This window comes from Nonomuraea rhizosphaerae, assembly GCF_019396405.1.
Lineage (GTDB): Bacteria > Actinomycetota > Actinomycetes > Streptosporangiales > Streptosporangiaceae > Nonomuraea > Nonomuraea rhizosphaerae.
Genome location: NZ_JAHKRL010000102.1, coordinates 1 through 19,408, shown reverse-complemented (window position 1 = coordinate 19,408; position 19,408 = coordinate 1). Strand labels below are relative to the sequence as shown.

21 protein-coding genes are annotated in these 19,408 nt (G+C 70.4%); 10 read left to right on the top strand and 11 right to left on the bottom strand.

The features are described from left to right. Window positions 1-165: 165 nt before the first annotated feature. On the top strand, window positions 166-855 hold the full coding sequence (locus KME77_RS05065; RefSeq protein WP_219462438.1) for a hypothetical protein: 690 nt from the start codon (window positions 166-168) through the stop codon (window positions 853-855). A 232-nt stretch (window positions 856-1,087) separates the two neighbouring features. Here KME77_RS05065 and KME77_RS05060 read toward each other — a convergent pair whose 3' ends face one another. Continuing rightward, a complete protein-coding gene (locus KME77_RS05060) occupies window positions 1,088-1,618 on the bottom strand; it encodes a tetratricopeptide repeat protein (RefSeq protein WP_308250556.1) in 531 nt (176 codons plus the stop codon). A 170-nt stretch (window positions 1,619-1,788) separates the two neighbouring features. Here KME77_RS05060 and KME77_RS05055 point away from each other — a divergent pair, with 170 nt between their 5' ends. After that, window positions 1,789-2,136, top strand: a complete 348-nt coding sequence (locus tag KME77_RS05055) for a hypothetical protein (protein ID WP_219462435.1) — start codon at window positions 1,789-1,791, stop codon at window positions 2,134-2,136. Window positions 2,137-2,213: 77 nt separating this feature from the next. Here the strand turns inward: KME77_RS05055 and KME77_RS05050 are convergent, their stop codons facing one another. The 4 genes from KME77_RS05050 to KME77_RS05035 all read right to left on the bottom strand — a co-directional run bounded on the left by KME77_RS05050 (window position 2,214) and on the right by KME77_RS05035 (window position 6,646). Continuing rightward, window positions 2,214-2,864 carry a TetR/AcrR family transcriptional regulator gene (locus KME77_RS05050; RefSeq protein WP_246609186.1) on the bottom strand — a complete coding sequence of 217 codons (651 nt, stop codon included), beginning with the start codon at window positions 2,862-2,864 and terminating at the stop codon, window positions 2,214-2,216. Between the two features lie 42 nt (window positions 2,865-2,906). Next, window positions 2,907-4,616, bottom strand: coding sequence for an SDR family oxidoreductase (locus KME77_RS05045; RefSeq protein WP_219462434.1), 1,710 nt, complete (start codon window positions 4,614-4,616; stop codon window positions 2,907-2,909). Between the two features lie 41 nt (window positions 4,617-4,657). Further along, window positions 4,658-5,740 (bottom strand): CapA family protein, encoded by a 1,083-nt coding sequence (locus KME77_RS05040; protein WP_219462432.1) that lies wholly within the window; start codon window positions 5,738-5,740, stop codon window positions 4,658-4,660. Between the two features lie 69 nt (window positions 5,741-5,809). After that, window positions 5,810-6,646: a helix-turn-helix transcriptional regulator gene (locus tag KME77_RS05035; protein ID WP_219462429.1), complete on the bottom strand. Its 837-nt coding sequence runs from the start codon at window positions 6,644-6,646 to the stop codon at window positions 5,810-5,812. Between the two features lie 107 nt (window positions 6,647-6,753). Between KME77_RS05035 and KME77_RS05030 the strand changes: the two genes are divergently transcribed. Next, window positions 6,754-8,166, top strand: coding sequence for an MFS transporter (locus KME77_RS05030; protein WP_219462427.1), 1,413 nt, complete (start codon window positions 6,754-6,756; stop codon window positions 8,164-8,166). 246 nt (window positions 8,167-8,412) lie between these two features. Here KME77_RS05030 and KME77_RS05025 read toward each other — a convergent pair whose 3' ends face one another. Both KME77_RS05025 and KME77_RS05020 read right to left on the bottom strand, forming a co-directional pair. Beyond that, complete coding sequence (locus KME77_RS05025; protein WP_219462424.1) at window positions 8,413-8,643, bottom strand: DUF397 domain-containing protein; 231 nt, start codon at window positions 8,641-8,643, stop codon at window positions 8,413-8,415. A 52-nt stretch (window positions 8,644-8,695) separates the two neighbouring features. Continuing rightward, window positions 8,696-9,559 carry a helix-turn-helix domain-containing protein gene (locus KME77_RS05020; protein ID WP_219462423.1) on the bottom strand — a complete coding sequence of 288 codons (864 nt, stop codon included), beginning with the start codon at window positions 9,557-9,559 and terminating at the stop codon, window positions 8,696-8,698. A 719-nt stretch (window positions 9,560-10,278) separates the two neighbouring features. Between KME77_RS05020 and KME77_RS05015 the strand changes: the two genes are divergently transcribed. The 6 genes from KME77_RS05015 to KME77_RS04990 all read left to right on the top strand — a co-directional run bounded on the left by KME77_RS05015 (window position 10,279) and on the right by KME77_RS04990 (window position 15,885). After that, window positions 10,279-10,494 (top strand): hypothetical protein, encoded by a 216-nt coding sequence (locus KME77_RS05015; RefSeq protein ID WP_219462421.1) that lies wholly within the window; start codon window positions 10,279-10,281, stop codon window positions 10,492-10,494. Window position 10,495: 1 nt separating this feature from the next. Then, window positions 10,496-11,137 (top strand): hypothetical protein, encoded by a 642-nt coding sequence (locus tag KME77_RS05010; protein WP_219462418.1) that lies wholly within the window; start codon window positions 10,496-10,498, stop codon window positions 11,135-11,137. A 147-nt stretch (window positions 11,138-11,284) separates the two neighbouring features. Further along, on the top strand, window positions 11,285-13,474 hold the full coding sequence (locus tag KME77_RS05005; RefSeq protein ID WP_219462416.1) for a molybdopterin-dependent oxidoreductase: 2,190 nt from the start codon (window positions 11,285-11,287) through the stop codon (window positions 13,472-13,474). A 1-nt stretch (window position 13,475) separates the two neighbouring features. Then, the gene (locus tag KME77_RS05000) at window positions 13,476-14,087 is read left to right on the top strand and encodes an HD domain-containing protein (RefSeq protein ID WP_219462413.1); all 612 of its coding nucleotides are present in this window, start codon (window positions 13,476-13,478) and stop codon (window positions 14,085-14,087) included. Between the two features lie 63 nt (window positions 14,088-14,150). Further along, window positions 14,151-15,029: a Rieske (2Fe-2S) protein gene (locus KME77_RS04995; protein WP_246609185.1), complete on the top strand. Its 879-nt coding sequence runs from the start codon at window positions 14,151-14,153 to the stop codon at window positions 15,027-15,029. A gap of 28 nt (window positions 15,030-15,057) precedes the next feature. After that, complete coding sequence (locus tag KME77_RS04990; RefSeq protein ID WP_219462411.1) at window positions 15,058-15,885, top strand: NAD(P)H-binding protein; 828 nt, start codon at window positions 15,058-15,060, stop codon at window positions 15,883-15,885. Here the strand turns inward: KME77_RS04990 and KME77_RS04985 are convergent. From KME77_RS04985 to KME77_RS04970, 4 genes are all read right to left on the bottom strand, one after another. Then, entirely contained in the window at window positions 15,882-16,109 is a 228-nt protein-coding gene (locus tag KME77_RS04985; protein WP_219462409.1) for a DUF8836 family protein, read from the bottom strand. The genes KME77_RS04990 and KME77_RS04985 overlap by 4 nt on opposite strands. Before the next feature lie 29 nt (window positions 16,110-16,138). Continuing rightward, window positions 16,139-16,894 carry a sulfite exporter TauE/SafE family protein gene (locus KME77_RS04980; protein ID WP_219462408.1) on the bottom strand — a complete coding sequence of 252 codons (756 nt, stop codon included), beginning with the start codon at window positions 16,892-16,894 and terminating at the stop codon, window positions 16,139-16,141. A 19-nt stretch (window positions 16,895-16,913) separates the two neighbouring features. Further along, window positions 16,914-17,837: an SPFH domain-containing protein gene (locus tag KME77_RS04975; RefSeq protein ID WP_219462406.1), complete on the bottom strand. Its 924-nt coding sequence runs from the start codon at window positions 17,835-17,837 to the stop codon at window positions 16,914-16,916. A 101-nt stretch (window positions 17,838-17,938) separates the two neighbouring features. Then, window positions 17,939-18,727 carry an ABC transporter ATP-binding protein gene (locus KME77_RS04970; protein WP_219462404.1) on the bottom strand — a complete coding sequence of 263 codons (789 nt, stop codon included), beginning with the start codon at window positions 18,725-18,727 and terminating at the stop codon, window positions 17,939-17,941. Window positions 18,728-18,798: 71 nt separating this feature from the next. Between KME77_RS04970 and KME77_RS04965 the strand changes: the two genes are divergently transcribed. Beyond that, window positions 18,799-19,408: Rv1486c family protein (locus KME77_RS04965; protein ID WP_219462403.1), on the top strand; the 610-nt coding region annotated here is incomplete at its 3' end.

Below are 19,408 nucleotides of genomic sequence, written 5' to 3'. Positions count from 1 at the left end.
GGGAACCGGTCGGTTCCCGGGCGTCGGCTTTCCATGGCACGGTCAACGCCTGCGCCCGCTCGTTAAGGGTTGCTCCACCCTTCAGGCAAGCCGACACGCGGCCCTCCTGAAAGTGACTAACTTCAGCGTTGGTCGGATCACCGGAAACGAGCAGGGGGACGTGCAGTGTCATTTCGGAAGTTCCGCAGCATCCTCGCGGTGGCCACGCTGACCGCCGGAGTGAGCTGGATGGCGGCCGGACCCACGCTCGCCCGTGACTGCGTGGACGCCTCCGCAGCCATCAAGTCCCCGGCGTCCACCACGAGGATCTGCGACGAGGACTCCGCCCTTGACCTGGACCCCGCGCAGGCTCCCCACATGGTCGACTCGGCGAGCGAGAAGCTGTCCATGGCGGCCGTACGGCTGGCCAACCGGCTCGGCGTGGCCGGCCTGGGGACGGGACGCTCCGTGATGAACGTCGCCGACCAGGCCGGGATGGCCGCCGCCGCGGGCGTCCCGTCCCTGCCCGGCGGCATCCCTCCGGGTTCGGCGGGGCTGCAGGACGTGTCGCGGGTGGCGGAGGCGCCCGACGTGCCCCTGCTGCCCCCGATGCCCGGCACCGGCGTCCTGCCCGTGGAGATGCCCAAGGGCACCGTGAAGACCCTGCCCAAGGGGTCGAGCATCGTCGGCGCCGGCACACAGTCGCCGGTCGACCTGCTGGTGCCCGTCGAGCAGGTCAAGCGCCAGACGATCGCCTCCGTCCTGCCCGAGGTGCCGGAGGCGCTGCAGGACGTGCACGACGTGGCGCGGCTGCCGGAACGCAATCCGGCCATCGACGGCTTCAACGGCCTCATCCAGGGACTGGATCTCGACTGAGGCTCCCCCGGCGTCCGTGCGCGGGTCGCGCCACCCGCCCACGGCACCCCCCGTCCCGCACGATGAGCACCCCCGTCCCGCACGATGGGCACCCTCTGCCGCACGATGAGCATCCCCAGCACGATGAGCGCACGCCCCAACGCGCACAGTGACCGGCTCGTCGCAGGGGACAGCGAGCCAGGGCGGGCGCCCCGCGTACCACCACCGCTCGGGTACGCAGGGGCCCCGCCGCTCAGGACACCAGCGCGTCCAGGTCGTCCTCCGGCAGCCCGAGGTCGACCCTGATGCGGTAACGGGTCCGCAGCAGAGCCACCTGCTCGGGATCGTCCTTGTCGCAGGCCAGCACCGCCTGGGTCGCCCATTCGTGCCCGGCGGGCAGGTCGCCGTAGGCGACCAGCGTCTCGGCGATGGTGTGGGCGGTCGCCGTGGTGATGCCGCCTTCGGCGCGCATCGTCTCGATGACCTCCCTCGCCTCGTCCGGCCTGTCGAGCTCGAAGAGCGTGTCGGCGATGCCGGCGCGCGGGTCGATGCTCGACTCGCCGCCGTCCTCCACCGCGCGCTGGAAGCACTCCATCGCCCGTGCGGGCTGTCCCGCCGCTCGCCATTCCTCGGCGGCCAGGACCAGGATGGACGCCCTGGAGATGTCGCCCGACGAATAGCCGAGGGCGACGTCGTACAACCGCTTGGCCAGCGAGCCGTGGTCGTCGGCCAGCAGGGCCTGCTCTAGCAGGCGATCAAGGTGCTCACGGGTCACATGCGCCACACTGCGAGACTATCGAGCCCCATGCGGTTTTGCCCGGTCAATGCACATCGTGGATGTCGGCCGGGTTCGGCAACGCGGCGTTAAAGTCTCGCCACGCAGAGCGTGTCCGCGCAGTTCAAAGGGGATATCACCGGCACGCGCGGCCACGGGCGGAGGGAGCGGCGATGGTGATGTCCGGGCAACTGACCTTCACGATCGCCTGTGCGGTGGTGCTCTCCGCCGTCGTCCCCGGGACTCTCGGCTACCTTTCGGCCCGGCTGGAGGTCCTCCAATCGGCCGAGCGTAACCTTCACGCCCTTGAGACGCGGCTGCAGGCGCGGGAGCTGCGCGACGCGCGGCCGGTGTCGTTCCCGGCGCCGTGCGCGCCCGGCAGGTCGCGCAGGCCCGAGCCGCCCGTGACGGCCCTCGTGCCGGAGCCGGACGTCGCGCCGCCCGGCAGGTCGGGCCACCACGCCTCGACGCCGGCCTGGCTCCCGGAGTTGCTGAGAGCGCTCCAGGAGACGGACGCGCCCGGCTGACCAACAGCTGCATTGCGCCCGGCCGACCCACACCGGCATCGCGCCCGGCCGACCCGTCAGGGCGGCGCCGAGGCGCGCTACGCCTCGCGCGGCGTCCAGGCCTTGAGCTGGCGGGACAGGAACCCCCGGATCAGCTGCTTGGCCGCCTCGATGATCTCCGGCGCCCCGTCGGGGTCGCGCCGGAAGGCCAGCTTGAGCACGGCGTCGCCGGCCTCGACGGCCACCAGCACCGCCACGTCCAGCTCCTGGCTGTCGGCGAGCCCGAACTCCTTGAGCAGCAGCCCGCGCAGCCGTCCGGCGATCACGGTGTTGTTGTCGGAGTCGGAGTCGAGCAGGTTCAGGTCGACGACGTCGCCGAAGTGCAGGCTGCGGAACCCGGGAACGGTCCTGTGCATGTCGACGAACTCGTCGATGATCGCGTCGACCGCCTCCCACCATCCCCGATAGTCCTCGTCGAGGAAGCGGCGGCCGACGCGCGAGACGAACTGCTCGACGTTGCGCCTGGTCAGCTCCTGGGTGATGGCCCGTTTGTCGGGGAAGAACTGGTAGACCGACCCGATCGCGACGCCGGCGCGTTCGGCGATGCGGGTGGTGGAGAGCCCCTCGTAGCCGATCTCGTCGAGCAGCTCGGCGCACGCGTCGAGCATCCGCTCGACGCGGCGCGCGCTGCGACGCTGTGTCGGCTGCCGCCGGAGCGACCTGGGCTGCGCACAGTCGTCTTCAATCATCGGGGAGGACACGGCTCCATCTTCTCCCGAAGAACACGATCGTTACCTGGCGAATGGCGGATTTCCCACGGCTCCGCTCATGCGCGTGATCCGCCGCAGCGCCCCGGGCGAGATCCGGGAGAGCGCGTACCCGATCTTCCCCTCGGCGTTGACGGGCACGAGGGCCCGGTCGCGGTGGACGGCGCGCAGGATGTGGGCGGCGACCCGCTCGGGCGGGTAGCCGCGCCGGGCGATGGCCTCCTCGGCCGCCTTCCGGAGGTCCGTCCCCACGTACTTGGCGTTGCGGGCGATCGCGGTGGAGATGAATCCGGGGCAGATCGTCGTGACGCCGATCCCGTGCCCGGCCAGCTCACCGCGCAGGCAGTCGCCGAGCATCTTGACCGCCGCCTTGGAGGTCGAGTACGCGGGCAGCAGCTGCGTCGGCACGAACGCGGCCAGCGAGGCGATGTTGACGATGTGGCCGCCCTCCCCGCGCTCCACCATCTGCGCGGCGAACAGCCGGCACCCGTGGATGACGCCCCACAGGTTCACGTCGAGCGTCCTGCGCCAGTCGTCCACGGAGTGGTCGAGGAACGGCCCGCTGACCGCGATGCCGGCGTTGTTCACCACGATGTCCGGCACGCCGTGCTCGGCGCGGACGTTCGCCGCGAAGGCCTCCATGGCCTCGGTGTCCCCTACGTCGACCTTCACGGCGTGCGCCGTCCCGCCCAGCTCCTTGGCGATGCCGTCAGCCGTGCGCGCCGCCGCGTCGAGGTCGAGGTCCGCGCAGACGATCTCGGCCCCGTGCGCCGCGAAGGCCCGCGCGGTGGCGCGCCCGATCCCGCTACCCGCCCCTGTGATCACCACCAGTCGCCGGTGGAAAGCTTTCTGTTGCTTTTCGCTACGTGCCGCGCTCAGCTCCCGCACGGCCGGGCCGCCGTCGATGTGCGTGGCGAACTCGGCGATCATCCTGGCGACGACGTCGGGATGGCTGCGCTGCGCCCAGTGGCCGGCGACGATCTTCCGGCGCCAGAACCGCGGCACCCACTGCCCGAGCGAGTCCAGCAGCGCGGCGGAGACGAACGGGTCGCGGGTGGTCTCGATGAGCTGGACGGGCACGGAGACGTTCGGGTCCCCGCCGTAGGCCCCGTCGCCCATGTTGTCCCGGTAGAGCCGCAGTCCGTTGCGCGCGTCGGCGGCCAGCGTGTCGGCCGGGTGCCCCGGTCGCGGGGCGACGCCCTCGCGCGCCAGCGTCACCCGCTCCAGCGCCTTCGGCAGGAAGGTGTTCCAGGCCAGCTCGGGCAGCCGGGGGAGCTGGATCACGCCCATGTACCAGGACCTGGCCTGCTGCCCCAGGACGTCGCGCCGCCGCCCGTGCCGCAGGAACTCCTGCCACTGCGCGAGCCCCGGCCCGCCGAAGCTGGTGAAGGAGGCGACGCACTCGCGGATCCCCGGCCGGGTCACCGCGTCCCAGCCCTGCAGCGACCCCCAGTCGTGGCCGACCAGGTGCACGCTCGGCTTGCCGATCGAGTCGAGCACCGCCGCGAGGTCGCCCGCGAGCCGTTCGAGGGTGCCGTCACGCCCCAGGGTCGAGGCGCCCGTCCCGCGCACGTCGTAGCGGACCACGTGGAAGCGGTCGCGCAGGCGCTCGGCCACCTCGTCCCAGACCCGGTGCGAGTCGGGATATCCATGGACGAGGAGGATCGTGGGGCTGCCTGGATCGCCCTCCTCGTAGACGGCCAGCCGTGCGTCATCCGACTCGACCCAGCGCATCCCGACCTCCTATTGGACGACGGGTCCAATGATAGGCCCCGTCAAGGACGAGCGGCCAGACCCGTGCACGAGCGCAGGGCTCTCCAGTCGGTGACCGCCTGTGTCCTGGCTGTTCCCGTCATGGGGACGGGTATGCCGCCCTGGATCGTGGCGGGCGTCCAGCGGTCCTTGAGCACCTTGCGCCCGTTGATGGTCAGCGTCAGCACGCCCGTCCTGCCGGTCGTACTGGCCGAGGAGCTGTAGAAGACGAAGTTGCCCAAGCCGTAGCTGACGTAGCTGTTGCCCATGTAGCCGGCGCCGAGCAGGATGTGCGCGTGCCCGCCGACCACCACGTCGGCGCCCGCCTTGACCAGTTTCGGGCCGAGCGAGAGCTGCGCCTGGTTGGGGCATTTCTGCAGCTCGGTGCCCCAGTGCAGGTGGACGATGACGGTGTCGGAGTTCTTGCGCGCCGCCCGTACGGCCTGCAGCAGCCGGGCCTCGTCCTTGGCCGAGGCGAGACCGCCCTTGTCCGCCGTGGCCGTCCACGCCTGGATGAACTCGTCGTCGAGCACCTGCGTGGCGCCGATGATCGAGACGCGGTTGCCGTTCACGGTCTTCCTGAACGGCTTGTAGGCCTGCGTGGAGTTCGCCCCGATGCCCACGACCGGGAACTTGCTCTTCTTGATCGCCGCGAGCGAGTCGGCCAGCCCGGTCTCCATGTAGTCCATGCCGTGGTTGTTGGCCATCGACACCACGTCCACGCCGGCGGCCTTGAGCGCGGTGAACGCGGTGGCCGGCGCCCTGAAGGTGAACTGCTTGCCGGGCGCGGGCGTCCCGCCCGTCGTGATCGCCGTCTCCAGGTTGACCATCGCCAGGTCCGAGGCGCGCAGCACCTTGGCGATCGGCCCGAGCGCCGTGCTGGGCGAACTAAGCCTGTTGCGCAGCACCCCCTCGAAATGCACATCCCCGCCGAAAGAGATCGTGTACGGTGTGCGCGCGGGCTTGGCGGAGACCTTGGGAGTGGCCTCCCCCGGCTTCTCCGCGGCCTGGTCGCGTGGCGACGGACGCCCCTCCGACTGCGCGGCCGAGCAGGCGGCCAGAGCCACCGCGAGAGGCGCGACGAGAAGGGCACGGGGGAGTCTCATGTGCCGCCACTTCCGCTAGATGCTGATGTTCAGCCATCGAGCATGCCATGAGCGGACGAACCACAGCAGCTACTGACGGCCCTGACCTTCGGTCACAAGACGGGTCATGACCTCGCGGCAGCGCCGGTCAGCCGGGGTGTAGACGATCATCCGGGTCTCGGGCGCCTGGGAGCACTCGAAGCTCGTCGTGCTGAACGACATCCGCCCCTCCACCCGGTGCTCGTACGACTTCAGCCGCGGCCCGGGCTCGGCCACGTCCTGCCGCGCCCACAGCCGGGCGAACTCCGCGCTCTCCCGCACCAGCCGCCGGGCGAAGTCCTGCCAGGACGGGTCGTCGGTGTGACGGCTGTAGGCGCCCCTGAAGATCGCGACGGCCCGGGCCAGCTCCTGGTCCCGGTTGACGAGCTCGGCGGTCCAGGAGGGGCACAGCAGCGTCTGCCACAGCGTGTTGCGCTCGCCCTCCGGCGCCCCGGTGATCTCGGGGAAGAGCGCCCCGTACGCGGAGTTCCAGGCCAGGACGTCGCAGCGGCTGTTGGAGATGACCGCGGGCATCTCGCCGAGCTGGTCGAGTATGCCGCGCATCTCCGGCGTCACCTGCGCGGAGTCGGCGACGACGGCCCCGCCGGGCTGCCCGGCCAGCCGGTAGAGGTGCTGCCGCTCGGCCGGGTCGAGCCGCAGCGTACGCGAGATCGCGTCGAGCACCTGACCGCTGGCGTTGATCGGACGGCCCTGCTCCAGCCACGTGTACCAGGTCACGCCCACCCCGGCGAGCTGGGCGACCTCCTCGCGGCGCAGCCCCGGGGTGCGCCGGCGCGGCCCCGGCGCCAGGTCCACCATCTCGGGCGTGATCCGCTCGCGCCGCGAGCGCAGGAACGCCGAGAGATCGGTGCGTCTGGTCTCCGTCACGGTCACCACTTCACTGCGGGAGGGCGGGCGCCGCTCAGCCAGGTAGCGTCAGTACCAGTATAAAGGGGCTCTCGTTACTGGTACTGGATCGCCCGCACACTTAGGACATGACCCGACCCGCACCTCTGGTCCCGCATGCCCCGGCGCCACCGCGACCGGCGAGGACCAGGACCGGCGGGCTGCTCCTGACGGTCATCCTCGTGGGGCAGTTCCTGGCCATCCTGAACGTCAACATCGTCAACGTGGCCACCCCCACGATCGAGACCGACCTCCACTCCTCCGGCGCCGGTCTGCAGATGATCGTCGCCGGCTACACCATCGTCTACGCCGTCCTCCTGATCACCGGCGCCAGGCTCGGCGACCTGTTCGGCTACCGCAGGACGTTCCTGGCCGGGCTCGCGGTGTTCACCCTGACCACGCTGGGCGCGGGCCTGTCCCCCGGCACGGCCGCGCTGGTCGGCTTCCGGCTGGCCCAGGGCGCCGGCGCCGCGTTGATGATGCCCCAGGTGATGACGCTGATCCAGCGCAACTACCACGGCGCGGCCAGGGGCCGGGCGCTGGGTCTGTGGTCGGCGGTGATCAGCGGCGGCATGGTGGCCGGGCAGGCGCTCGGCGGGATCCTGCTCGGGTTCGGCACCGGCTGGCGGATCGTCTTCCTGACCTTGGTGCCGATCGGCGCGCTGCTGCTGGTCGTGGGGCTGTGGGTGCTCCCCGCTGACGAGGGCGGCGGCCGGCGCGGGCTCGACCCGTGGGGCCTGCTGAGCCTGTCGGCGGCCGTGCTGCTGCTCGTGGTGCCGCTCGTGCTCGGCAGGAACCTCGGCTGGCCGCTGTGGGGCTGGATCTCGATGGCGCTGAGCCCGGTGGCCTTCGCCGTGTTCGTCCGCGTCGAGCGCTGGGTGACCGACAGCGGCGGGCGTCCCCTGGTGAACGCGGGCGTGCTGCGCGCGCCCGGCATGCGGCCCGGCCTGGCCGTGCTGCTGTTCGGCCCGGCCACGTGGGGCGCGTTCCTGTTCACCTCGGCGCTGCACCTCCAGGGCGACCTGCACATGTCGCCGCTGGCCGCGGGCATGATGCTGGTGCCGTGCGCGCTGGCGTTCGCCGGCGTGGGCCTGGCCTGGCCGCTGCTGCCGCCCCAGCTGCAGCGCTCGCTGGTGCCGTTCGGTTACGTGGTGGCCGCGCCCGCCTACTTCGGTCTCGGCCTCGCCGCCGGCGGCGGTGTCCCGTACGCGGTCATGAGCGCGCTCGTCGGGGCCGGGATCGGGGTGCAGGTCGCGGTGACCAACCTGGCGACCCAGCACGTCGAGGACCGCTACGCCGCCGACGCGAGCGGCGCGCTGCTGACCGTGATCCAGCTCGGCCAGGTCATCGGGGTCGCGACGGTCGGCACGCTGTTCATCTCCCTGACCCAGTCGGGCGGCCCGGCGCCGATGACGACCGCGATCGGCTGCGCGGCGCTGGCCGTGCTGGCCGGGGTGAGCTCGATCTTCCTGGTCCGCGCCCTCAGGACCGGCCGGGCGTGACAACAGCCCGCATCCCTGCTGGAGATGCGGGCCGTTGTCACGCCTGTTCAAGGGGAGATCAGAGGCGCCGGGGCCGTGAGACCCTGCTCGCGCTTGCCCGAACGACGCGAGTCGCTAGTTGATCTCCAGGTCCGTTCGGGCCAAGATGTGGAGATCTTCGGATCTCGCAGGTGTGTGGAGCTGAAGTCAGCGGGGCGGCCCTGATGGTGTTGCGCTACCAACCTGCCAGGGCCGTTCTTCACGAGGTCAGGCTGTTGTGGTCGCGGCCAGCGAGGTCAGGTCGAACTCCCCGTCGCGTACGCCGGCCGTGAAGGCCGCCCACTCCTCCGGGGTGAAGACCAGGACGGGTCCGTCCTGCTCCTTCCCGTCTCGCAAGGCGACGTTTCCGTCGGCAAGGGACGCGACTTCGACGCAGCTGCTCGCGCCGTTGCAGAAGCTGCTCTTCTGCCAGGTCGCAACCTTGTGATCGATGTACATTTTCTCCCCAAAACGGGCGAAGGGGCACCATTGCCCCTTGTTGTGGGATCGCTCAGCCTCGCCACATCATCGCTTTGCGCTGGATGAGGACACGTGACTCGTCCTCGTCGAGCGCCTGAGACCTGATGTGATCGAAGGCTGCTTCATAGCCGGCTACTCGTTCGAGGTCATCGACGAAGTGAGCGGTATAAAGCTGCTCCAGGTATACAACATCGTCGAATTCCGCGAACTTCAGATGGATGAACGCGCCCGTGTTGACGGGGTGCAACGCATCCATGGTCAGCACCTGCACGCTGACATGCGGCATGAGGGACATCTCCAGGAGATGCTCCATCTGCTCTCGCATGACCGAGGGCTCACCGAAGCGACGCATCAAAGCAGGCTCGTCAAGGACGAAACGGCACTGAACCACCTGCGAGCGGCGGAAGACGCTCTGCTGGCGAGCCAGGCGCGCCTCGACCCGGCTGCGGACCCCGCTGTGCGTGATGCGAGAGATGCCGCTGACCGAGAGGACGACCTCCCGAGCGTAGTCTTCGGTTTGGAGAAGACCCGGCACGATCTGGGGTTCCCAGTTGCGCTGGATGGTCGCCTCCGCCTCCAGGCCGAGGAATGTCGTGTACTCCTCCGGCAGGGCGTCGTCGTAATCCTCCCACCACCCACGCTGATCCGCATCCCTCAGCAGGGCGAAGAGTTCGTCACGTTTCTCGGTGTCGGCCTTGTACAGCTCCGCCAAAGCCTTGATGTCCTCGGCACTTGGCATCGTCTTGGCCGCTTCGATCCGGCTGACCTTGCTGGGGCTCCAGCCGAGCTCCCTGGCCGCCTTCGCCCCCGTCAACTTGCGTCGTTCGCGAAGGAGCCGCAGCTCCTGGCCGAGCCTGAGCCTGCGAACAGTCGGACTGCCCTGTTGCGATGGCACCGTCCACTCTCCTCGTCGGGAATGAAGGTGTAGCCGATAAGGACCGTTTGGAGTCGGGGTTCGTGGGCCGTTCACCCAATCTTACACTGCAACTTGCACGAGTAGTGCCGCTCAGGCTTGCTGAAAGCCTTTCATGGGCAGATGTTATGGATAGGCATAGATTCGCCCTCAGCATAGGCCGCGAAACGGGACGTTCGGGGAGTTCCGATTCGGCCCACTGACCGCTGAGGGCGTGCGTGCAAGTTGCAGCTACAGATGCATCGCAAAGATGCAAGCAAGGCCCGAAGAAAACTCAAGTTCTCTTGCTCAATCTATTGCACCGGGGGGCCTGCGGAGGGACGATCGAGGCCGGAGGGTCCCCCACGACGAGGAGGCCGCGATGACCACACGGCCACATATACCGGGACTCCCGCCCATGCTCTTCGGCGGCCACGCGGGCCGCACCACCGGCAACGTCGCCGCCCCGGATATGGACTACTGCCCCAGGGAGGCTGCTTGCCGAGAGGACCCCGCACTCATTTAACAAACCGCCACGCATGCCGCTCATTCGACCGCGACAGCCTAAGTCGCCTGTTTGAGCATCCAGAAAGAACGAACCGGACCCAGGCTGACCGCCTGATCGCCGCGTCAAAGGGCTGCCACCCTGCGGCGGGACCGGCCATCAGCCTGCGATCCGGCTAACGAACCCACCTCGAGTAATGCCGCGAAAGAGGTGTTCCATGTACTCACAAGGTACCAAGGGACTCAGCCGAATCAAGTCCCGGATCCGGGAACTCATCGCCTGGGCCGACCGAGAGATCTGCGCGGAGCCGGATGAGTTCGCCTACCGGCGAGGCTGGACCGTCACCAAGACCGGATTCGGCTCACGTCGCTACCGCGACCCCCGGTTCGACCAGCTCAAGACCCCCTCGCGAGTCGCCGAGGAGGTGTCCTGAGATGCCGAGGAATCCCCGTAACCAGAGGTACCCGGGCGCGGAGGACCTGCCACCCGCCCGGTCCAGCCTGCTCGCCAGACTCTGGCGCGTCCGCACGGAGCTGCTGCTGATCGCGGCGCTCGCCCTGTTCACGACGGCCTTGCTGGGCGCGACCCAGCAGGGCCACTGGTGGCCCTTCATCGCGCTGAGCAGCGCGATCTCGGTTCCGGCCGCGACGAGGGCCGGCCGTAACTGGATCACGGCGCACGTCTGGTGCGTCGTGTCCCGGCACCGGCTGCAGAGGACGTGCCTGGAGACCACGATGCGCACCCGCGGGGGCCAGATCCCGCTGGTGCTGTGGATCACCCCCACCCGTACGGGCGAGAAGGCCCTCGTCATGGTGAGGGCGGGCATCTCCGCCGCGGGCTTCGAGGCCTACACCGACGAGATCGCGGCCGCCTGCTGGGCCACCAGCGCCGGCGTCTACCGGCACCGCAGGTGGGCGAACCTGCTGACGGTGCAGATCGTCCGGCGCGAGGAGACGCCCGGCTCGACCTCCCCCGGGCTGGAGCGGCTCTACGGCCGGGCCTGGGTCCCGCTTCGGAGCGATCTCGAGGAGCCTCCTGATCTGCGAGCGCCTCTGGCCGTGCCGCGGGCCGGCTGACGGCCTCCCCTTGACCTGGGGAGTGTCCCGGGCATGGGCCGAGGCGCATCTCCAGTAAGAGCCCCGGGGGACCGCGGGGGCCCCGGGGCTTCCCCATGCGTCGAGGACGGTCCAAGATGAGTCCAGTTGGCGAACTCAGGAGTCGTGATGACCTCGACCGTCCACCGGACCTGTCCCCTGTGCGAGGCCGTCTGCGGCCTCACGCTCACCCTCGACGACGGCGGGCACGTGACGAGCGTGCGGGGCGACAAGGAGGACCCGTTCAGCAGGGGTTTCATCTGCCCCAAGGGCGCCAGCCTGGGGCGGCTCGACGAGGACCCCGACCGGCTGAGCAAGCCGCTGATCCGGGAGGGCGAGCTGTGGCGCGAGGTCACCTGGGACGAGGCGTTCGCCGCGGTCAGGCGAGGGCTCGGTGAGGTCACCGAGCGGCACGGCCGCCAGTCGGTCGGCGTCTACCTCGGCAACCCGAACGTGCACAACATGGCCGGCCAGCTCTACGGCACGCCGCTGCTGAAGTCGCTCGGCACCCGCCAGATCTTCTCCGCCAGCACCGCCGACCAGATGCCCAAGCACGTGGCCAGCGGGCTGATGTTCGGCCATCCGCTCGCCGTGCCGGTACCCGACCTGGACAGGACCGACTACCTGCTGATGCTGGGCGCCAACCCGCTGGAGTCCAACGGCTCGCTGTGCACCGCGCCCGACTTCCCCGGCCGGCTCAAGGCGCTGCGCGCCCGCGGCGGCAAGCTGGTCGTGGTCGACCCGCGCCGCACCCGGACCGCCGGCATGGCCGACGAGCACGTCTTCGTCCGTCCCGGCACCGACGCGTACCTGCTCTTCGGCATCGTCCACACGATCTTCGCCGAGGAGCTGGCCTCGGTGCGGCACGAGGTCAACGGCCTGGCCGAGGTCCGTGAGGCGGCCAAGCACTTCCCGCCCGACGTCGTCTCCCGCCGCACCGGCGTGCCCGCCGAGGTGATCGTACGGCTGGCCAGGGAGCTGGCGGCGGCCAGGACGGCGGCCGTGTACGCCAGGATCGGCACCTGCACGGCCGAGTTCGGCACACTGGCCCAGTGGCTGGTGGACGTGCTCAACGTGATCACCGGCAACCTGGACCGGCCCGGCGGCGTCATGTTCGCCAAACCGGCCACGGAGTTCGGGGTGGCCCGGCGGCCGTACACGGTGGGCCGGTGGAAGAGCCGCGTCAGGCAGCTGCCCGAGGCGAACGGCGAGCTGCCGGTCGCCACGCTCGCCGACGAGATCGAGACGCCGGGCGAGGGACAGGTGCGCTTCCTGCTCACCATCGCGGGCAACCCGGTGCTGTCCGCGCCGAACGGCGACCGGCTCGACGCGGCGTTCGGGCGGCTCGACTTCATGGTCAGCGTGGACCCGTACCTGAACGAGACCACCAGGCACGCCCACGTCATCCTGCCGCCGCCGCGCGTCCTGACGGCCGGCCACTACGACTTCGCGCTGCTCAACTTCGCGGTGCGCAACTACGCCCGCTACTCGCCGCCGTCGCTGCCGCTGGACGGGCAGCCGTCGGAGGCGCAGATCCTGGCCAGGCTGACCATGATCGCCTCGGGGCTGGACGGCGACCTCGACGAGTTCGTCATCGGCCAGATGCTGCGCAAGGCCGTGGACCTGCCGGGGTCGGGCGTGCACGGGCGGGACGTGACCGAGCTGCGGGCCGAGCTGGACGGCCAGTCGGGGGCCGAGCTGCGGCTCGACCTGATGCTCAAGCTGGGGCCGTACGGGGAGTGGGCGGGCAAGGGCGACCTGTCGCTGCGCAAGCTGCTCGACAACCCGCACGGCCTGGACCTCGGGCCGCTGCAGCCCCGGCTGGAGGAGGTGCTGAGGACCGCGTCCGGGGTGATCGAGCTGGCGCCGCCGCAGCTCATCGAGGACGTGGAGCGGCTGCGCGGCAAGCTGGAGGAGGAGCCGCCGGAGATCGTCCTGATCGGGCGGCGTCACCTGCGCTCCAACAACAGCTGGATGCACAACCTGGGCCCGCTGGTCGGCGGCACCAACACCTGCACGCTGCAGATCCACCCGGCCGACGTGGCCAGGCTGGGGCTGGGCGGGGAGGCGGTGGTCCGCTCGGCGAAGGGCGAGCTGAGGGTGCCGCTCGAACCGACCGACACGATCATGCCGGGCGTGGTGAGCCTGCCGCACGGCTGGGGGCACGCGGGCAGCGCCCAGACGGTCGCCGCCGAGCACGCCGGGGTGAGCGTCAACACGCTGACCGATGAGTCGGCTATAGACGTTCCGTCGGGAAATGCCGTGTTCAACGGGGTTCCGGTAACGATTTTACCAACCGGCGTGATCACCGCACATTAGGGTGTCGCGCGTGACTATCGTGCCAGAAGAGGACCGCCTGACCGCCCAGATCGCCTTCGCCGTCGAGATCGACAAGTTGAAGCGGGTCATCCGCCGCAACCATCTCATGGACGGTTCGAGGCGGGAGAACGACGCAGAGCACTCCTGGTACGTGGGCATGCTGGCGATGGTCCTCGGCGAGCACGCCCCACCCGGGACCGACATCCAACGGGTCGTCGCCATGCTCCTGGTGCACGACCTCGTCGAGATCGACGCCGGCGACACCTTCATCTACGACGCGGCCGCGGTGGCCGTCCAGGCCGACGCCGAGCGCGCCGCGGCCGACCGCATCTTCGCGCTGCTGCCGGGCGAGCAGGGCGTGCGGATGCGGGAGCTGTGGGACGAGTTCGAGGCCCGCGAGACGCGGGAGGCGAAGTTCGCCAGGGCCCTCGACCGGTTCGCGCCGATCCTGGCCAACCACCACACCGAGGGCGGCACCTGGGGGCTGTTCAAGGTGACGGCCACACAGGTGAAGGAGAAGGTGCGGCTCATCGAGGACGGATCTCCGTCGCTGGGGGCGTACGCTCTTGAGCTGGTCGAACTCTCGGTCGCCCGAGGGCATCTGTCCGAGTGATGCCCTCATGCCCGGGGTAGGGGACTTGTCGTGAATGAGACAGTACGAGCGAAGCGTCGGCCATTGCGGCGCTTCACGGGGCCGGTCGAGCTGGCCGACCGGCTCGAGAAGACCAAGGCCATGGACCGCCCGATCCGGGTGCTGGCCAAGGCCGTACGCGACAAGATCAAACCAGGGCGGGTGCGCGACTGGCTGCACGGGGTGCCCACGGGCAAACCGCTGCACCCGCCGCTCGCCACGGTCAGTCTGGGCTGCTTCATGTCCGCCGCGGTGCTCGACCGCACCGACGTCGATCCGCGCGCCGCGCGGGTGCTGCTGGCCACCGGCATCGGCAGCACGCTGCCGACCGTCGCGGCCGGGATGACCGACTGGTCCTCGCTCCACCGCGAGCAGCAGCGGGTCGGGTTCGTGCACATGCTGGCGAACGTGGCCTCGCTCGGCCTGTTCTCCGCGTCGCTGCTGGCCAGGATGCGCGGCCAGGAGCGGACCGGCAGGCTGCTGACCGTCGCCGGGCTCAGCGCCGGCGGCCTGGGCGCCTACCTGGGCGGCCACATGGCCTACCGGCAGGCGGCGGGCGCCAACCACGCGCCCCAGGTCTCCCATCTGGTGCCGCTGGGCTGGCACGACCTGTGCCCGATCACCGACCTGCCCGAGGGCCGCCCGGTGTCGCGGCGGCTGGGTTACATCCAGCTCTTCGTGCTGCGCAACGGCGAGGCCGTCACCGTGCTCGCCGACCGCTGCTCGCACCTGGCCGGCCCGCTGCACCAGGGCAGGCTCGTGGTGGAGAACGGCGAGGCGTGCGTGGTCTGCCCCTGGCACGGCAGCATGTTCCGGCTGGCCGACGGCTCGGTGGAGCACGGCCCGGCGACCGCGCCCGCGCCGCTGTTCGAGACGCGGATCAGGCGCGACGGGACGATCCAGGTGCGGCCCAGCTTGACCTGAACCTTGGTTGAGTTCCTACGGTCGAGGCATGATCCTGGTGACCGGGCCGACCGGCAACGTCGGCAGACACGTCGTATCCCAGCTCACGGCCGCGGGCCTGGAGGTTCGCGCCCTGGTACGCGACCCGGCGAGAGCGCCCGAGGGCGTCGAGGCGGTCAAGGGCGACCTGTTCGCCCCTGAGACGCTGGAGCCTGCCCTGGAGGGCGTGGAGAGCGTCTTCCTGATCTGGCCGGGCTTCGCGGCGGCGACCGCGGCGCCGGTGGTGAAGCTCGTCGCCGCGCACGCGCGCCGGATCGTCTACCTGTCGGCCGACGTCGAGGACCTCGCCGACGACGAGCGGCCCACGCTGTTCCACCAGGAGATCGAGCGGCTGATCAGGCACACCGGGCTGTCCTGGACGTTCCTGCGGCCCGGCGGCTTCGCGGCCAACACCCTGGGCTGGGCGGAGCAGATCAGGCAGGGCGTGGTGCGCTGGCCGTACGGGGAGGCGCGCAGGGCACTCATTCACGAGAAGGACATCGCGGCCGTGGCCGTGCACGTGCTCACCTCGGCCGGGCACGGCGGGGCCAGGTACGTGCTCAGCGGGCCCGAGCAGCTCACCCAGGCCGAGCAGGCGCGGATCATCGGCGAGGTGGTCGGGCGGGAGGTGCGGTGGGAGGAGATGCCGCCGGACGAGGCCCGCGAATGGCTGCTGGGCTCGTGGGGCGAGGCGACGTTCGTGGACGGCGCGCTGGCGACGTGGCGCTCGTTCGTGGACGCGCCGGAGCGGGTCACCGACACCGTGCCGAGGCTGCTCGGCAGGCCCGCGCTGACGTTCCGCGAGTGGGCCGGGGACCACGCCGGCGACTTCCGCTAGTCGCGCTCCTCCTCGTCGGCCGGGTGCTCCACCAGGGCCAGGATGCGGCTGGACATGAACCGCGCGGTGCGGATCACGGTGCCGCTCCTGGTCACCTCGCTCACTTCCATCAGCCCACGCCGCGTGGCCACCTCGACCCGGCGGCCCGCGCGGGTGGCGGCTACCTCGTAGGTGCGCGGGGTGCCGCCCGCGTCGATGACGATCTCCACCCGATCACCCTTCATGTACGAGATATACCCAGAATGATCGATATTTATCCGTACACTAGTTTGAATATGGCGACAATGCCTACGCAGACGATGACGCCGCGCAAGATCGGAGCCGGAATTTTACGACCGACCCTCGCTCCCACGAACCCGCCGACCGTCGAGCCCAGCGCCACCGCCAGCACCGCCCACCAGTCCACCGGGGCGATGAAGACGAACAGCACGGCCGCCGTGGCGTTGACGATCAGCGACAGCACGTTCTTGGCCGCGTTCACCCGTTGCAAGGGCTCGGGCAGCAGGCTGCCGAGCAGCCCGATCAGCAGCACGCCCTGGGCCGCGCCGAAGTAGCCGCCGTAGATCCCGGCCCCCAGCACGCTCAGCCAGAGCAGCACCCCGCCGTGCGGGTCGCTCTGCTCGCGCCGGGCCGCGAGGCGGGCGTTGAGCCTGGGCTGCACCACGACCAGCACACAGGCCACGGCGATGAGCACCGGCACGACCACGTGGAAGACGTCCGGGTCCAGGAACAGCAGCAGGATCCCGCCGATCAGCGCCCCGATCGCCGAGGCCGGGCCGAGCCGCAGCAGCCGATCGCGCTGCCCGGCCAGCTCGGCGCGGTAGCCGTACGCGCCGGTGAGGGAGCCGGGAACCAGGCCGATGTTGTTGGAGACGTTCGCCGTGACGGGGTCCACGCCGAAGGCCACGAGCGCGGGGAACGTGATGAGCGAGCCCGACCCGACCACCGCGTTGATCGCCCCGGCCGCCAACCCGGCCGCGAAGATCGCGACCGCCTCCCACACTGTCATCCGTCCGAGCTTAGGTGGGCTACTTGTCTGGGTTGTCCTTGGGGGGCGTGAACAGCCCGCCCAGGTTCTCCAGCGCCTTGCCCATCTCCGACGGCACGATCCAGATCTTGTTGGCCTCGCCCTTGGCGATCTCGGGCAGCGTCTGTAAGTACTGGTAGGCCAGCAGCCGCTGGTCCGGGTTGCCCTCGTGGATCGCCTTGAACACCATGCCGATCGCGTCGGCCTGCCCCTTGGCCCGCATGGCCTGCGCCTCGGCCTCCGCCTGCGCGCGCAGGACGGCCGCCTCCGCCTCGCCGCGCGCCCGCAGCACCGCCGCCTGCTGCTCGCCCTCCGCCGTCAGGATGGCCGCCTGCCGCTGCCCCTCCGCCGCCAGCACCGCGGCCCGCTTGTCACGGTCGGCGCGCATCTGCTTCTCCATCGAGTCCTGGATGGAGGACGGCGGGTCGATGGCCTTCAGCTCGACCCGGTTGACCCGGATGCCCCACTTGCCGGTCGCCTCGTCGAGCACCCCGCGCAGCTCGGTGTTGATCTCCTCGCGGGAGGTCAGCGTGCTCTCCAGGTCCATCCCGCCGACCACGTTGCGCAGCGTGGTGACGGTCAGCTGCTCGACGCCGACCAGGAAGTTCGCGATCTCGTACGTGGCCGCCTTCGGATTGGTCACCTGGAAGTAGATGACCGTGTCGATCGAGACCACCAGGTTGTCCGAGGTGATCACCGGCTGCGGCGGGAACGAGACGACCTGCTCCCTGAGGTCGATCATGTCCTTGATCCGGTCGACGAACGGCACCACCAGGTTCAGGCCCGGCCGCAGCGTGCGATGGTAGCGGCCGAGCCGCTCGATGATCGCCGCGGTCGCCTGGGGGATGATGCGCACCGTGCGGATCACGCCGAACCCCACCGCCGCGACCAGGACGAGGGCGACGATGAGCTGCTCCGTGGACATGGCGACGCTCCGAAGCCGAGGGGACCGACTTCGTAGATGCTACTGGCCGTACGGAGCAGAAAAGCGATCTAGCGTACGTACTGGTCTAGCTGCTTTTGTCGTCAGTGGGCGCGGGCGTACCAGCGGCCCTCGGCGCTGCGTTCGACCGACAGCGGCACCCCGAACGTGTGCGACAGGTTGTCGGCGGTCATCACGTGCTCCAGCGGCCCCTGGGCCACCACGGAGCCGTGCTTGAGCAGCAGCCCGTGGGTGAACCCGCTGGGCACCTCCTCCACGTGATGCGTCACCAGCACCATCGTCGGCGAGCGGTGGTCGCCCGCCAGCAGCGACAGGCGGCGCACCAGGTCTTCGCGCCCGCCCAGGTCGAGCCCGGCGGCCGGCTCGTCGAGCAGCAGCATCTCGGGGTCGGGCATGAGCGCGCGGGCGATCTGCACGCGCTTGCGCTCACCCTCCGACAGCGTGCCGAACCTGCGCCTGATCAGGTGCGCGGCGCCCATCATGTCGATCAGCTCGACGGCTCTGGTCACGTCGTTGGAGTCGTACTCCTCGGTCCACCGGCCCATGATCGCGTACGAGGCGGTCAGCACCAGGTCGATGACCTTCTCCTCCGGAGGGATGCGCTCGGCCAGCGCGGCGCTCGCCAGCCCGATGCGCGGCCGGAGGTCGAAGACGTCGGCCTGGCCGAGCCGCTCGCCCAGCACCTCCACGACTCCCTCGCTCGGGTACAGCAGCGTCGCGGCGACCTGCAGCAACGTCGTCTTGCCCGCGCCGTTCGGCCCGATGACGACCCAACGCTCGTCCTCGTTGACCGTCCAGTCGATGCCGCGCAGCAAGGCCGCCCCGTCGCGCCTGACGGCGACGTCCTGGAGCCGCAGCACCTGACCACCCATCCCTTAATCCTCCTCGTATAGGAGCAACCTCGGGACAAACCTATTGCAGGGCGAGCGCATATCGTGGACCGGTGCCTCCTGAATCGCCTGATGCTCTCCCGCTGGTCGCTCCGGTGCTGGTCGCCTGGGGCAACGCATGGCTTTCCGGTCACACGGGCCTGGACGAGGCCGCCGACCGTGTCGAAGCCGTCGCGGGCCCCACTGTGGCGAACCTTCCGGACGACCCCAACGCCGAGGTGACACTGCGGGCCTTCCTCGCCGGGCTGCGCTCCGACGGTCTCACCGAGCTGCGGCTGGCGCTGCCCGCCCCCGGCGACCCGCTCGGCCTGTCCGGGCCACCCTCGTTCAACGCCGCCGCCGTCGACGCGGGCCAGGCCGCGATCGCCGTGCTCACCGCCGGCCCCCTCGGGCTGGTGCCCGCGCTTGACCTGCGCGGATCGTCCTATGTCGGGGTACGGCTGGTCGTGCACGAGTCGCGGCCCCCGCGCGCGGACCTGCCCTCCGTCGCCGAGGCCGAGCGCGACCTGTCGATCGCCATGCAGTCGGCGACGGAGGCCCTGGCCTCGGTCGAGGGCCCCGCCCAGGAGCGGCCGGACCGCCTGGAGCGGCTCGACCGGCTCGGCGGCGAGCTGGCGCCCGGCTACCCCGGCCGCGCCCACCGGGTCTGCGTCCCGGCCACCC